Here is a 14102-nt window from a genome sequence, read left to right on the forward strand (position 1 = left end):
AAGGTCCGGCCAAAGGCTGCGTGAAGGACACCCCATGGATTATCAGACGCTCACCTGTGCGCGGGACAACGGGATTGCGACGATCACCCTCAACCGCCCCGACAAGATGAACGCGCTGACCACGCAAATGCGGGCGGAGCTGACCTTTGCGGTGACCGAGGCGGGGCGGAGCGCGCGTGTCGTGGTGCTGACCGGCGCGGGCAAGGCGTTCTGTTCGGGGCAGGATCTGGGCGACAGTGTCAGTGCGGCCAACGTCGATCTGGAGCGGACATTGCGGGATGAATATGCTCCCTTGATCCGGGCCATTACCGAATGTCCCGTGCCGACCATCTCAGCCGTGAACGGGGCCGCGGCAGGGGCAGGGGCGAACCTCGCGCTGGCGGCGGATGTGGTGATCGCGGCGGAAAGTGCTTATTTCCTACAGGCGTTTGCGCGGATTGGCCTGATCCCCGACGCGGGGGGCACCTACGCGCTGCCGCGCGCGATGGGAACGGCCAAGGCCCTGGGGGCGGCGCTTTTTGCGGATAAGATTACCGCTCGGCAGGCCGACGATTGGGGCATGATTTGGGAGGCCGTGCCCGACGCGGAATTTGAGACGCACTGGCGCGCGCGCGCCACCCACTTGGCCGAGGGGCCGACGGCCACCTACGCCGCCATCAAATCGGTTCTGCGCAAAAGCTGGCACCACGACTTCGAAGAACAACTGACCCTTGAAGCGCGGCATCAGGGAGCTTGCGGCAAATCCCGGGACTTCAAAGAAGGTGTGCTGGCGTTCACCGAAAAGCGCAGCCCGCGGTTCGAGGGGCGTTGAGCCCCGCCGCCCGCGCGGCTGGGCAAGCGCTCACCTGTCCGAGACAAATCGTTCGACCAATACAACGTCCTGTGCGGTCAGGCGGGGCCTACCCGAACGGGCAATCACCGCCACCGCGACGCCATTGGCCAGCACCGTCTGGATCTGGCCTGCGGTCTGGGAGATCGTGATCTCGGGCGGCGGGGCGCCATGGTCATAGAGCACCACGATCCGGTCATCGCTTGCGGTGTTATCCGCGATCAACGCCCCTTCGGTGCCGGAGCCTGCCGACAGCGGCAATTGCCGGGCAAAGCCCTCCGCGTTTTGGTCCTTGCTCTGCATGCGCGTCCTCGCCCGGTTGTACCAAGTTACACAGGCCACCCCGATGCTCACGACGGCGCATTGAAAGCCTCATGCCCAGCAACCTAGGGGCTTTCTGGCAGTGAGGTCAAAGAAGCTTTGGGATTGGCAACGGGTGCGAAACAATGACACATTCGCGCCACATTTCTTGTGGCACGCTGTGAACAGTACCCGCAAAACGGGTGTCGCCCCTTGATCGGTGATGCGCGGTTTTCGTCGGAGTGATTCGATCTCGCAGGACAAAAAAGCCAGAGAGGCTTGCGCGCTCTCTGGCTGATGTGATCCGTTTGAGAGGCGTTAGCGCATTTCGATGTCGGTGTAGTCGCGCGTGGTTTCGCCCAGATAGAGTTGGCGGGGGCGGCCGATTTTGTGCTGCGGATCGCTGAGCTGCTCTTTCCATTGCGAAATCCAACCCACCGTCCGGGCCACCGCAAAGACCGGGGTGAACATCGACGTGGGAAAGCCCATGGCTTCGAGAATAATGCCGGAATAGAAATCGACATTCGGGAAGAGCTTTTTGTCGGCGAAATACGGATCGGCGAGGGCCGCGGCCTCCAACTCCTTGGCCACCTGCAGCACGGGGTTGTTCTCCACGCCCAGCAGCTCCAGCACTTCGTCCGCGCTTTGTTTCATCACGGTGGCGCGCGGGTCGTGGTTTTTGTAGACCCGGTGGCCAAAGCCCATCAGGCGGTAGGGGTCATCCTTGTCCTTGGCGCGGGCGATGAACTCCGGAATACGATCCGGCGTGCCGATCTCCTTGAGCATCTCGAGGCAGGCCTGATTTGCGCCGCCATGGGCCGGGCCCCAAAGGCAGGCAATCCCGGCGGCAATACAGGCAAAAGGGTTGGCCCCCGAAGAGGACGCAAGCCGCACCGTGGAGGTCGAGGCGTTCTGCTCATGATCCGCGTGCAGGGTAAAGATACGGTCCATGGCGCGGCTCAGGATCGGGTTCACCTCGTAATCCTCCGCAGGCACCGAAAAGCACATGCGCAGGAAATTGGACGCATAATCCAGGTCGTTCCGCGGATAGACAAAGGGCTGACCGATGGAATATTTGTAGGCCCAGGCGGCAATCGTCGGCATCTTCGCGATCAGACGGTGGCTGGCGACCTCGCGCTGGTGCTCATCGGAGATATCGGTGCTGTCGTGATAGAAGGCCGACATCGCCCCCACCACGCCGACCATGATCGCCATGGGATGCGCATCGCGCCGGAACCCGCGGAAGAAATTCACCATCTGCTCGTGCAGCATCGTATGATGGGTGATGTTCAGCTCGAAGGTTTCGAGCTGCGCGGCCGAGGGCAATTCACCATAAAGCAAAAGGTAGCAGACCTCCAGATAGTGCGATTTTCCGGCCAGCTGGTCGATCGGGTAACCGCGATGCAGCAGCTCGCCCTTGCCGCCATCGATGAAGGTGATGGTGCTGTCGCAGCTCGCAGTGGAGGTAAAGCCCGGATCATAGGTGAAAACCCCAGCCTGCGCGTAAAGCTTGCGGATATCGATGACATCGGGTCCGGCTGTCGGCGAATAGATCGGCAGATCGATTTCCTTGCCGTCAATCATCAGCTTTGCGGATTTTGTGCTCTGAGCCATAAGGTGGTCCTTCCATTCATCGTTGCGGGCAGCGCGATGCATCCCGTGCCTGACAGTCTATCGGTCAAGCGGTTCTCCTGGCTGCACATACGCGGAACACCCATTGGCTATCCATCAGCAGCGTCGGTCAAGCGGGCGTGGGTTTCATCCTGACCCAAAACCAGCATCATGTCGAACACCGAAGGCGTGACCGCTCGCCCGGCCAGAGCCGCCCGCAAGGGGCCGGCGAGCTTGCCGAACTTCGTGTCCTTGCTGAGGGCAAATGCGTTTAGGGTCGCCTCTAGATCTTCGCGGTTCCAGCTAGCATTTTGCAACTGCGGCGTCAATTCTCTCAGTATACCACGGGATACATCGTCCAGCGCCTTGGCTGCTTTCTCCTCCGGTTCAATCGGACGCGAGGTCAGCGCAAAGTGAGCTTTATCAAGGAGTTCCGGAAGTGTCTTCGCGCGTTCTTTGACACAGTACATGGCTTTTCCGAGCGTGTGTAATTGTGACGCGGTCAGGGGAGACGCGCCTTTGGCGGCCAAAAACGCCGTGATTTCTTGCTGCAGTGCGGCATCATCTGCCTGGGCAATGTGCTGACCTGACAGGTTTTCAAGTTTCTTGAGATCGAACCGCGCGGGGCTTTTGCCGATCCCGTCCAGATCAAACCAGTCTCTGGCCTGCGTGTCGGTAAAGAACTCATCGTCCCCATGGCTCCACCCCAGCCTTGCAAGATAGTTCCGCATACCTGCGGCGGAGTAGCCCATGAGCTGATACTCCTGCGCTCCCAGTGCGCCGTGGCGTTTGGAAAGTTTCTTGCCGTCCGGTCCATGGATCAGCGGGATATGCGCCCAGACCGGCACCTCCCAGCCCATGGCCTCGTAGATCATCATCTGGCGGGCGGCATTGTTCAGGTGGTCGTCCCCCCGGATCACATGGGTCACGCCCATATCATGGTCATCCACAACAACCGCCAGCATGTAAACCGGCGTGCCATCGGAACGTAACAACACCATGTCATCAAGCTGGTCGTTGCGGATCACGACATCGCCCTGCACCCGGTCGCGGATCACCGTTTCGCCGGTTTGCGGTGCCTTGATGCGGATGACATGAGGCTTGTTCGGGTAGGTGGCTGGGTCGGCGTCACGCCAGGGCGAGCGATAAAGCGTATTGCGTCCCTCGGCCCGCGCCGCCTCGCGGAAGCGGGCGATTTCCTCCGGCGTGGCAAAGCACTTGTAGGCCTTGCCCGCGGCCAGCAGCTGCGCCGCCACCGCCGCATGACGGGGTGCGTTTTCGAATTGGCTGACGATCTCGCCATCATGATCCAGCCCCAGCCAGGCCATGCCCCGGAGAATGGCCGCCGTGGCTTGCGGTGTGGAACGCGTCCGGTCCGTGTCTTCGATCCGCAACAGGAACCTGCCGCCGCGTCCGCGCGCATAGAGCCAGTTGAAAAGCGCGGTGCGCGCGCCACCGATGTGCAGAAACCCCGTGGGAGAGGGCGCGAAACGCGTAACGACAGGCGCGGACATGCGTGGATTAACCTTTCAGTAACCATGAGGAGCGTATTTCTGGAGCCGTATCTATCCAGTGCAGGGAACGGGGGCAAGGCGGTGCTGCTTGCACGCATCAAGTTGCAAATGCTTCATCAGCGCGGATACCTGTTCGAGTGGGGACCGGTGTGCCTTGCGATCGGGATCGGTCTTTACTTTGCCTTGCGGTTTGAACCCTCGGCGGGTCAGCTCTGGGGGGTCGGTGGCGGCGCGGTGCTGGTGTTGCTCGCCGCCCGCGCCTCGGGGGAGGCCTTCCGCCCGCTGATGATGGCCCTGGTTCTGATTGCCACCGGGTTCCTGCTGGCGGCCCAGCGGGCGCATGATGTCTCGGGTCCGGTGATCGGCTGGCGGTATTACGGACCCATCGAAGGTCGCGTGGTCAACCTTGATCGCAGCGGGTCGGACGCGGTGCGGATCACGCTGGACCAGGTGGTACTGGAGGATGTACGCACTGCTCGGACACCCACCAAGGTACGGATTTCCCTGCATGGCGATCAAAGCCACAGCGTCCAACCCAAGCCGGGTATGCGGATCATGACCACCGGCCATCTGTCGCCGCCGGGCGGGCCGGTGGAGCCGGGGGGCTTTGACTTCCAGCGGCATGCCTGGTTCGCGCAACTGGGGGCGGTGGGCTACACCCGCGTGCCGATCCTGGCCATCGCCCCGGCCAGCGAGGGCAGTGCGGGGCTTACGATCTTCCGGGTCCGAACCGCGGCGGCGGCGCGGGTGCTTGACGTGCTGCCGGGGGATACGGGCGGTTTTGCCGTGGCCATCACCACCGGTGCGCGCTCGGCGATCAGCCAACAGGCGCTTGAGGATCTGCGGGCGAGCAATCTGGCGCATTTGCTGGCGATCTCGGGGCTTCATATGGGGCTGCTCACGGGGTTCGTGTTCGGGTTGCTGCGGGCCATTTTCGCGCTCATCCCCGCGATTGCCCTGCGGTGGCCCGCCCGCAAGATGGCCGCAGCGGGGGCGCTGGTCGCGGCAAGCGGCTATCTGGCGCTCTCCGGGGGGAACGTGGCCACAGAGCGCGCCTTTATCATGGTCGCGGTGGCGCTTTGTGCCATCATGGTGAACCGGCGGGCCATCAGCCTGCGGGCCGTGGCCATTGCGGCGGTGATCGTTCTGGTGCTGCGGCCGGAGGCCTTGCTGGGCCCGGGGTTTCAGATGTCCTTTGCGGCAACCACCGCACTGGTGGCTGTCTTTGGATACATGCGTGACAAACAGATCAAGATCGGCCCGAAATGGCTCCAACCGGTGATCGCGGTTCTGCTCGCCTCCGGCATATCGGGGCTGGCCACCGCACCTGTCGGGGCCGCGCATTTCAATGCCATTTCGCACTATGGGCTGATCGCGAACCTCTTATCGGTGCCGGTGATGGGGACCGTCGTGGTGCCGGCGGCCGTTCTGGCGCTGTGTCTCGCGCCGCTGGGTCTCGATTGGATCGGGATGTGGATCATGGGGCTGGGTCTGCGCTGGATCCTGGAGGTCGGCGGTTTTGTGGCGGGACTTGATGGCGCCCGCTCCTTTGTGCCGGGGCCGGACGGTGTTGTCTTGCCGATGATTGCCTTGGGGTTCTTGTGGCTGATCCTGTGGCAGGGGCGGGCCCGGATGATCGGTGTTGTCCCGGTTCTGACGGCTTTCTGGCTGTGGGCCGGGGTGCAACGTCCCGTGGCGCTGATTGCGGAAAACGGCACGCTGGTGGGCCTTATGACCGAGGAGGGGCGCGCCCTGAGCAAACCCAAGGGTGCCGGGTTTATCGCCCAAAACTGGTTGGAAAATGATGGGGATGCGGCAGATCAGATCAGTGCCGCGGCCCGCTGGCCCGAAACCGGGGCAGGGGTTCTGCCGCAGGGCGCGGTCTTGCGGCATCTCTCCGGCAAGCGCGCTGTCGAAGGATTTGACGGCTGTGAGACAGGGCATATCATCGTGGCCTCGGTTCAGATGGCGGCACCCGATAGCGATTGCGAGATTTATGATCCGACCCGTCTGCGTAACACCGGCGCCATCGCCATTCACCCCGCCCGCGATGGTCTCAAGCTCGTGTCGGTGCGGGATGTCACCGGCACGCGGCTCTGGACGACCTGGCGCACCCCGCGCCGCCGCGATCAGTAGGTGCGGATCAACCCGACGAGCTTGCCCTGCACCTTGACCTTGTCCTCGGTGAAAATGCGCGTCTCATAGGCGGGGTTTGCCGCCTCCAGCGCGATGGTGTTGCCCTTTCGGACATAGCGTTTCAGCGTCGCTTCGTGGTCCTCGACCAGAGCCACCACGATGTCCCCTGTATCGGCGGCGGAAGTCTCGCGGATCACCACCACATCACCATCGTTGATCCCGGCGTCGATCATCGAATCGCCTTTGACCTCAAGAGCATAGTGTTCACCCGCGCCCGACAGCATCTGTCCCGGAACAGCAACACTTGCGGCATTCTGGTTGATGGCCTCGATCGGCACACCGGCTGCGATCCGCCCGACCAGGGGCACCTCGGTGGCGGCGGCGCTGCTGACGGCATGAGCGCCCGAGGGCTTGGGCCCGTCAGGTTTGTCGCCGTCGATCACCCTTGGCGTAAAGCCAGCGGTCGGCTCGCCGCCCATGCTCTCCGGCAGCTTCACGATCTCTATCGCACGGGCCCGGTGCGCCAGACGGCGGATGAACCCGCGCTCTTCCAGCGCTGTAATCAACCTGTGGATGCCGGATTTGGATCGCAGATCCAGCGCCTCTTTCATCTCGTCAAAACTGGGGGGAACACCGTCGCGCTGAACGCGTTTGTGAATGAAATCCAGCAAATCCAACTGCTTCTTGGTGAGCATCGTCTTGGTCCTCCGAGGCCTGATTTGCTTTTGTTCTATTCATGTTCTCTTTTTGTGTCAACGCTCCTGTCGCAGGGGCACGTAACGGGCGCTGGCCCCCGCAGGTTGCGCGGGGTCATGCGGCGGCCGCACCAGTAGGGCATCCGCCCCGGCCAAAACACTCAGCAAGGAACTGTCCTGCCGGTCAAAAGCGCGCAGGCCGTCTTTTGTCAGGGTGGCGCGCATGTAGTGCTCGCGCGGGCCGTTCGCCGCCAGCGGCGCGGCCAGAGGCGCTGTCCTCTGACCCGGAGCCTGACGCGGCAGACCCAGCAGCGCGCGCACCATCGGCACAACAAAGATCGTTCCGCAGACCATCGCCGAGACCGGGTTGCCGGGCAGACCGATCATCGGCACGTCGCGCAGCCGTCCCGCCATCAGGGGTTTGCCGGGCCGCATGGCAACCTTGTAGAACGATTGCGACATGCCGAGCTTCTCCGCCACCGGCGCCACCAGATCATGATCGCCGACCGAGGCCCCTCCGATGGTCACGATGAGATCGGCCGTGGCCGCGAGCTCGAACGCGGTGGTGAGCGAGGCTTCGGTGTCGCGCGCGATGGGCAGGAGCCGGGCGGTCGCTCCTTCCGCCTCCAACAGAGCGGCGAGACCGTAGCTGTTCGACGCGATGATCTGGTCGGGGCCCGGCACTTCGCCCGGCGCGACCAACTCATCCCCGGTGGCCAGGAGTGCGACGCCGGGCTTGCGAAAAACCGGCACCTGCGGCACATTCATGCTCGCCAGCAGCGCGACGTCCGAGGGCGCAAGCCGCCGGGGGGCGGTGACCGTATCCCCGGCCTTGAAATCGCCGCCTGCCGGTCTGATGTGGCTTTTTTCCCCCAGATCGCGGCCGAGCGTGATCAGATCATCGCGGCGGGTGACATCTTCCTGAATGACGATGAAATCGGCACCGTCGGGCAGCGGCGCGCCGGTGAAAATGCGAACGCATTGGCCTGCCGCCACATGGCCCGCATAGGCGTGACCTGCTGCTGCCTCCCCGATCACCTTGAACATGGCATCGGGCTCCACCTCGGCCGCGCGCAGCGCATAGCCATCCATCGCAGAGGCGGCAAAGGGGGGCTGGGTGCGCAGGGCTGTCACATCCTGCGCCAACACACGTCCCGCGGCGGCGCGCAGGGGAACCTCTTCGGTGTCCGTCGGCGTCACCAGATCGAAAAGGTGGCCCAACGCCTCCGCAACAGAGATCATGGTGCCTCGTAGCGACCTGATTTGCCGCCGTCTTTCAGCACAACGTGCAGACCACCGATTTCCATGCCCTTGTCCACGGCCTTGCACATGTCATAGACGGTCAGCGCCGCGATATTGGCGGCGGTCAGCGCCTCCATTTCGACGCCGGTCTGGCCTGTGGTTTTCACGGTGGCCTCAATGCGAATGCCGGGCAGCGCGGCGTCGGGGCTCAGATCGACAGCGACCTTTGTGATCGGCAGCGGATGGCAGAGCGGGATCAGGTCCGCCGTGCGCTTGGCCGCCATGATGCCTGCAAGACGGGCGACACCAAGAACATCTCCCTTTTTGGCACGACCTTCCTGAATGATATCATATGTTTCTGGCTGCATCTTAATGTAGCAGGCCGCGACTGCGATGCGGTCTGTGACAGCCTTGTCGCCCACATCGACCATATGCGCATCGCCCTTGCCGTCAAAATGCGTCAGCTTGCCTGCCATCTCAAAGACCACCTGCAACGACGGGGTTGGCCAGCAGATCCCGGGTTGCCTGGGCCACATCCTGCTGCCGCATGAGGCTTTCGCCGATCAGAAAAATCCGCGCCCCGTAGCGCGCCATATCGGCCAGATCCTCGGATGTGCTGAGCCCCGATTCCGCAACAATCAGCCGGTCCTCCGGCACGGATTTCGACAGGGTGCGCGTCGTGTCCAGGCTGGTTTCAAAGGTATTGAGATTGCGGTTATTGATGCCCATCAGGCGGCTTTTGAGACGGCTCGCACGCTCCAGCTCAGCCGCGTCGTGAACCTCCAGCAGGCAGTCCATGCCCCAGCCATGGGCGGCCTCCTCGAGCTCCTGCGCCTGCGCGTCGCTGACCGAGGCCATGATGATCAGGATGCAATCGGCCCCGAGCGCGCGCGCTTCGGCGACCTGATAGGGATCATACATGAAATCCTTGCGCAGCACCGGCAGGTCGCAGGCGGCGCGGGCCGCGACCAGATATTCTTTGGCACCCTGAAAACTCGGCGTGTCCGTGAGCACCGACAGGCAGGTGGCCCCTCCCGCCGCATAGGCTTCTGCAAGGGTGGCCGGGTCGAAATCCGCCCGGATCAACCCCTTGGAAGGGCTCGCTTTCTTGATCTCCGCGATCAATCCGTAGTTCTGCGTCGAGGCCACGTGCAGGGCGTCAGCGAAAGGTCGGACATTTGGTGCGGCTCTGGCGTCTGCCTCCACAGCATCGAGCGGCCGGGCGGCCTTGTCGGCGGCGATCTCCTCCAGCTTATAGGTTTTGATTTTGTCCAGTATCGTCTGTGTCATGGGGCCTCCGGCGGGTTGGCCCAGTTTATGGCCTGATGGCCGTGGTCCTGCAACCATGCATTCACCCGGCTGAAGGGGCGAGATCCAAAAAATCCCCGCCGGGCGGACAAGGGGGAGGGGTGTGCGGTTTCGATCTTGAGATTGGCACCCGGATCGACATCGCGCGCCGCCTTTTGTGCATGCGTCCCCCACAAAAGATAGGCACGGGGCACGTCAGACAGCCGGTCCAGCACCTGACGTGTCAGGTGATCCCAGCCCAGTTTGGCATGCGAGCCCGGATGGCCGGCCCGCACGGTGAGGGCCGTATTGAGCAGCAGCACGCCCTGATCCGCCCAAAACCGCAGGTCCGCCTGCGCCGGGGCGGCCCCCAGGTCAGACTGCATCTCCTTGAAGATGTTGGCCAGCGAGCGGGGCAGCGGATGCGTCGCGGCACTGGCGGAGAAGGCAAACCCATGGGCGTGACCCGGTGTCGGGTAGGGGTCCTGTCCGAGGATCACAACGCGCACCTGCGCCGGCGCGACCCGCTCTAGGGCTGCAAAAACCTGCGGTCCGGGCGGCAGTACCGGGTCTGTTTCAGTGTCGATCACACTTTGAATTGCGGGCAGCGTGTCGGTGAAAAAGGGCAGCGCTGTCCAGGCCCCCAACCTTCTGGGATCAAGAGCGTTCACGCCTCTTGGGTGATCCGGGCGACGGCGGCGATCTTGTCTGCCGCGGCCCCGCTGTCGATGGAATGGGCTGCTTTCGCCACGCCCTCTTTCAGATCGCCTGCGGCTTCTGCCACGACCAGCGCCGCTGCGGCATTGAGCAGGACCGCATCCCGGTAGGCGGAGGGTTGGCCACTCAGCAAGGCTTTGAAATCGCGCGCGTTTTCCTCAGGCGTGCCGCCGACGATGGCCTCAAAGGGATGCACCGGCAGGCCCGCGTCTTCGGGGTGAATCTCCATTTCCGTGACCGCGCCATCCCGCCCCAGTGCAGACACCCAGCTGACGCCGGTGATGGTCAGCTCATCCGTGCCGTCAGAGCCATGCACCAACCAGGCCTTTTCCGACCCCAAAGCGCCCAGCGTCTCGGCCATGGGGCGGATCAGATCGCGCGCGAACGCGCCGGTGAGCTGGCGTTTGACCCCGGCGGGATTTGTCAGCGGCCCCAGAATGTTGAAAATCGTGCGCGTCCCAAGCTCCGCCCGAGTGGGCATCACATGGGCAATCGCGGGGTGGTGCATGGGGGCCATCATAAAGCCGATGCCGGCCTCCTTCAGCGCCCTTTCCACCACCTCCGGGCCGACCATCACTTTCAGGCCCATCTGGGTCAGCGCATCGGCGGCGCCCGATTTTGAGCTGAGGTTGCGGTTGCCGTGTTTCGCGACAACGACACCCGCCCCCGCCACGACAAAGGCGGTGGCCGTCGAGATGTTGAGCGTGCCCTTGCCATCGCCCCCGGTGCCAACGATGTCGATCGCGCCGTCGGGGGCCTTGACCGCATTGCATTTGGACCGCATGACCGCTGCGGCGGCGGCATATTCGGCCACGGTTTCGCCTCGGGTGCGCAGGGCCATCAGCAGCCCGCCAATCTGGCTGGGCGTGGCTTCGCCGTCAAACAGAATGCCAAAGGCTTCCTCGGCCTGCGCACGGCTCAGCGGGCCGTCGGCCGCCGCCCCGATCAGCGGTTTCAACCTTTCGCTCATGCGGGGACTTTCATCTCATCGAGGAAGTTCTGCAACAGCGCATGACCATGTTCCGAGCGGATCGATTCAGGATGGAACTGCACGCCGTGGATCGGCAGGTCGCGGTGCTGCAGCCCCATGATCGTGCCATCCGTCAGTGCTGCTGTCACCGTCAGGCTGTCCGGCAGGCTGTCGCGCTCGACCACCAGCGAATGATAGCGCGTGGCCGCAAAAGGGGTGGGCAGGCCGGCAAACACGCCCTGCGCCTCATGGTGAATCTCGCCCCTCTTGCCGTGCACGATATCCTGCGCCTGCACGACCTTTCCGCCAAAGACCTGACCAATGGTCTGATGGCCCAGACAGACCCCCATCAGCGGTGTATGCGTCTCTGCGGCGGCTTGTGTCAGGGCCAGACAGATTCCCGCCCGATCCGGGTCACAGGGTCCCGGCGATAGGAGGATTCCTGCCGGATTCATGCCCATCGCCTCCTGAACGTCCAGCGCGTCATTGCGGCGGATGACGACATCCGCGCCTAAGCTGCCTAAATAATGCAATAAATTATAGGTAAAACTGTCGTAGTTGTCGATCAGCAGCAACATGTCCAAAACTTTGCAATCAGGGCTGGAGGCGAGGGCCTCTCGCGCGGTATATATGGGGCATACATGTTCAGGCTTGGCCTGCTGCGTCAAGAGGGCAGGGGGTCAGACCGGGGCAGGGACGAACGTCGGGGCAGGACATATGCACCGGGATCCGGACGCGTCAAGACAGAGGGTGAGCAGATCGTGGCCAGAGGATTTATCAAAGGCGTGCTTTGGGGAACCGGCGTCAGCCTGTGCGCTGTGACGCTGGTTTCGGCGTTGAGCGACCCGCCCGGAGTGCGGGACCAGGCCTCCCTTGGACAGGACCGCGCGACGGCAGCGTCAGGGGCCTCGCAACCGACCAACCGCTTGGGCTCAAGCCAGGTGCCCGTGGCGGGCATTGGTGGGGCGGCGGACGTGCCGCCGGAACCTGACACGCTGGCCGGTCTGGCGTCTGACGCGCTTGCGCCCGCGGCGGTGCCGCAAACCGGAACCGCCACGGATCTGGAGGGCGCGGGCCTGCCGCAGGGGAATGCGATCAGCGGGATTTCAACCCCGACCACCCAAGCGCCGGCGGTTGCCTTTGCCGGAGCCGGGTCGCTTGAAACCCCGGCAACAGAGCCGAACTTGTCGATCAGCACCGAACCTGCACAGCCCCGCGCACCGCGGCCCGTGCCGCAAACCTCAGCCTTTGAAGAGGGGGATGCGCCTGATCCGGTCGGGCAGGCCGCCGAGACAGTGCCCGCCACGCCCTCAACACCAGACGCGACGTCAGAGCCTGACCTGGCGACCGCCCCCTCCATCTCGGCTGATCCCGCGCAGCCGGCGAGCCCCTCTGCAGAGACGCAAGACACTGCTTTTCTGACCGAGGAGGACCCGCAGCCGGTCCCGGAGGTAACGGAAGACCTCAGCGAGGGGGGCCCGTCCGTGATGTCCGCTGCGCCAGAGCAATCTGTCACGGCGGCGCTGCTCCCGGAAAGCCCGACCGTTGAGCAGGTTGCGCCCGAACCGCCCGCACAGCAGGGCACAGAGGCGGCTCCGGAGACGGCAGAGGTGACGTCGGAGGCCGCGGCCCCGGCACCCGCGCCGGTCGAGGGCTTGGCGGCCCCCCAGGGCGCTGATGATGTCAGTGTTGCGGATGACACGGCGGCAGAGGTCGCGGCAGACGAGGCCGTGCAGACCCCGCAGCCTGCACCAGAGGCGGCTACAGAGGTTGCGATTGATACCCGCATTGCCCCGGCACCCGCGTCCCGACGCACGCAGCCCTTGCCGGTGATCGAGCCCGAAGGCGATGCGGAAGCACCGATCCCGGAAGAGCAGCAGCAGCCCACGCCTGTTGTCTCCCAGCAATTGCCGCAGGGCGATGGCTCTGTGCGGGTCAACCGGTTGCCGACCCTGACCGATCCGCCCCCCGTTTCTGACGCGGATGTTCCAGAGGTTGCGGAGGGCGATGCGCCGGTCGATGCGCCTGAGGACATGCGGCCCGTGGATCGCTATGCAGCCCCCTTTGACAATCCCGAGGCCAAGCCGGTGATGGCGGTTGTGCTGATGGATGATGGCGCGGATCTGACGGATGCTGCAACCGGACTGGCGGCGTTGCGCCAGTTGCCGTACCCGGTCAGTCTCGCGGTTGACGCGCTTTTGCCGGATGCGGCAGAGCGAATGGCCGCCTACCGCGCAGAGGGGTTCGAGGTTCTGGCGACCATCGATCTGCCTGCAGGGGCAACGGCGGGGGATGCCGAGGTCAACCTCTCCCTGGCGCTTGAGGCTCTGCCACAGGTTCTGGGTGTGCTCGAAGGGGCAGAGACCGGTGTGCAGACCACGTCTGACGCCGGACGGCAGGTGGCGAGCGCGCTGGCCCAGACGGGCCACGGGTTTGTCACGCAAAACCGAGGCCTGAACACCGTACAGAAACTTGCGGCGCGCGACGGCGTACCTTCGGGTATTGTCTTCCGGGATTTTGATGCGAACCAACAGGACGCGACCGTGATCCGCCGCTTTATGGATCAGGCGGCTTTCCGCGCGGCGCAGGATGGGCAGGTGATCATGCTGGGACGACTGCGCGAGGAGACGCTTGCGGCGCTTTTACTGTGGACCCTGCAAGACAGGGCAAGCACTGTCGCGATGGCCCCGATATCTGCCGCCCTGCGCACGGAGTAGGCTGCTCAGGCGCGCTTGATCCAGGGCTGCGGTACATCCATGTACCAGCCCGCAAACCCCGCCAGAGGCATCGGTTGCCCGATC

The 14102-nt window shown here is 64.0% G+C and carries 13 protein-coding genes; 3 read left to right on the forward strand and 10 right to left on the reverse strand.

All coding sequences use genetic code 11. The features are described 5' to 3' along the window. Positions 1-34 precede the first annotated feature (34 nt). Positions 35-811 carry an enoyl-CoA hydratase-related protein gene (locus tag H7847_RS09945; RefSeq protein ID WP_227269331.1) on the forward strand — a complete coding sequence of 259 codons (777 nt, stop codon included), beginning with the start codon at positions 35-37 and terminating at the stop codon, positions 809-811. 30 nt (positions 812-841) lie between these two features. Here the strand turns inward: H7847_RS09945 and H7847_RS09950 are convergent, their stop codons facing one another. The 3 genes from H7847_RS09950 to gltX form a co-directional block, all read right to left on the reverse strand. Next, positions 842-1132: a hypothetical protein gene (locus H7847_RS09950; RefSeq protein ID WP_227269332.1), complete on the reverse strand. Its 291-nt coding sequence runs from the start codon at positions 1130-1132 to the stop codon at positions 842-844. Between the two features lie 315 nt (positions 1133-1447). Then, positions 1448-2743 carry a citrate synthase gene (gene gltA / locus H7847_RS09955; RefSeq protein ID WP_227269333.1) on the reverse strand — a complete coding sequence of 432 codons (1296 nt, stop codon included), beginning with the start codon at positions 2741-2743 and terminating at the stop codon, positions 1448-1450. A 107-nt stretch (positions 2744-2850) separates the two neighbouring features. Further along, positions 2851-4254, reverse strand: coding sequence for a glutamate--tRNA ligase (gltX, locus tag H7847_RS09960; protein WP_227269334.1), 1404 nt, complete (start codon positions 4252-4254; stop codon positions 2851-2853). A gap of 24 nt (positions 4255-4278) precedes the next feature. On the opposite strand from gltX, the gene H7847_RS09965 reads away from it, so the two are divergent. Further along, positions 4279-6390: a ComEC/Rec2 family competence protein gene (locus H7847_RS09965; protein ID WP_227269335.1), complete on the forward strand. Its 2112-nt coding sequence runs from the start codon at positions 4279-4281 to the stop codon at positions 6388-6390. Here H7847_RS09965 and lexA read toward each other — a convergent pair. Genes lexA through H7847_RS10000 form a run of 7 tightly spaced genes read right to left on the reverse strand, consistent with a single transcriptional unit; the run spans position 6384 to position 11879 of the window. After that, a complete protein-coding gene (lexA, locus tag H7847_RS09970) occupies positions 6384-7085 on the reverse strand; it encodes a transcriptional repressor LexA (RefSeq protein ID WP_227269336.1) in 702 nt (233 codons plus the stop codon). The two genes, H7847_RS09965 and lexA, sit on opposite strands and share 7 nt — an antisense overlap. Positions 7086-7142: 57 nt before the next feature. Next, complete coding sequence (locus H7847_RS09975) at positions 7143-8327, reverse strand: molybdopterin molybdotransferase MoeA (RefSeq protein ID WP_227269337.1); 1185 nt, start codon at positions 8325-8327, stop codon at positions 7143-7145. Further along, positions 8324-8803: a cyclic pyranopterin monophosphate synthase MoaC gene (gene moaC / locus H7847_RS09980; protein WP_227269338.1), complete on the reverse strand. Its 480-nt coding sequence runs from the start codon at positions 8801-8803 to the stop codon at positions 8324-8326. Before moaC ends, H7847_RS09975 begins: the two co-directional genes overlap by 4 nt. Before the next feature lies 1 nt (position 8804). Next, on the reverse strand, positions 8805-9617 hold the full coding sequence (gene trpC / locus H7847_RS09985) for an indole-3-glycerol phosphate synthase TrpC (protein WP_227269339.1): 813 nt from the start codon (positions 9615-9617) through the stop codon (positions 8805-8807). Beyond that, positions 9614-10285: a uracil-DNA glycosylase gene (locus H7847_RS09990; RefSeq protein ID WP_227269340.1), complete on the reverse strand. Its 672-nt coding sequence runs from the start codon at positions 10283-10285 to the stop codon at positions 9614-9616. Before H7847_RS09990 ends, trpC begins: the two co-directional genes overlap by 4 nt. After that, entirely contained in the window at positions 10282-11301 is a 1020-nt protein-coding gene (gene trpD, locus H7847_RS09995; RefSeq protein WP_227269341.1) for an anthranilate phosphoribosyltransferase, read from the reverse strand. Before trpD ends, H7847_RS09990 begins: the two co-directional genes overlap by 4 nt. Beyond that, positions 11298-11879, reverse strand: coding sequence for an anthranilate synthase component II (locus H7847_RS10000; protein ID WP_227269342.1), 582 nt, complete (start codon positions 11877-11879; stop codon positions 11298-11300). Before H7847_RS10000 ends, trpD begins: the two co-directional genes overlap by 4 nt. A gap of 183 nt (positions 11880-12062) precedes the next feature. On the opposite strand from H7847_RS10000, the gene H7847_RS10005 reads away from it, so the two are divergent. Continuing rightward, a complete protein-coding gene (locus H7847_RS10005) occupies positions 12063-14018 on the forward strand; it encodes a divergent polysaccharide deacetylase family protein (RefSeq protein ID WP_227269343.1) in 1956 nt (651 codons plus the stop codon). The last annotated feature ends 84 nt before the right edge of the window (positions 14019-14102 follow it).

Source organism: Roseobacter weihaiensis (genome assembly GCF_020622345.1).
Classification (GTDB): Bacteria; Pseudomonadota; Alphaproteobacteria; order Rhodobacterales; family Rhodobacteraceae; genus Roseobacter; species Roseobacter weihaiensis.

What these genes read in the sequence shown, in the direction of transcription:
- H7847_RS09945 (WP_227269331.1), top strand. Translation starts at nt 35, where the DNA reads ATGGATTATCAGACGCTCACCTGTGCGCGGGACAACGGGATTGCGACG.
- H7847_RS09950 (WP_227269332.1), bottom strand. Translation starts at nt 1,132, where the DNA reads ATGCAGAGCAAGGACCAAAACGCGGAGGGCTTTGCCCGGCAATTGCCG.
- gltA (WP_227269333.1), bottom strand. Translation starts at nt 2,743, where the DNA reads ATGGCTCAGAGCACAAAATCCGCAAAGCTGATGATTGACGGCAAGGAA.
- gltX (WP_227269334.1), bottom strand. Translation starts at nt 4,254, where the DNA reads ATGTCCGCGCCTGTCGTTACGCGTTTCGCGCCCTCTCCCACGGGGTTT.
- H7847_RS09965 (WP_227269335.1), top strand. Translation starts at nt 4,279, where the DNA reads ATGAGGAGCGTATTTCTGGAGCCGTATCTATCCAGTGCAGGGAACGGG.
- lexA (WP_227269336.1), bottom strand. Translation starts at nt 7,085, where the DNA reads ATGCTCACCAAGAAGCAGTTGGATTTGCTGGATTTCATTCACAAACGC.
- H7847_RS09975 (WP_227269337.1), bottom strand. Translation starts at nt 8,327, where the DNA reads ATGATCTCTGTTGCGGAGGCGTTGGGCCACCTTTTCGATCTGGTGACG.
- moaC (WP_227269338.1), bottom strand. Translation starts at nt 8,803, where the DNA reads ATGGCAGGCAAGCTGACGCATTTTGACGGCAAGGGCGATGCGCATATG.
- trpC (WP_227269339.1), bottom strand. Translation starts at nt 9,617, where the DNA reads ATGACACAGACGATACTGGACAAAATCAAAACCTATAAGCTGGAGGAG.
- trpD (WP_227269341.1), bottom strand. Translation starts at nt 11,301, where the DNA reads ATGAGCGAAAGGTTGAAACCGCTGATCGGGGCGGCGGCCGACGGCCCG.
- H7847_RS10000 (WP_227269342.1), bottom strand. Translation starts at nt 11,879, where the DNA reads ATGTTGCTGCTGATCGACAACTACGACAGTTTTACCTATAATTTATTG.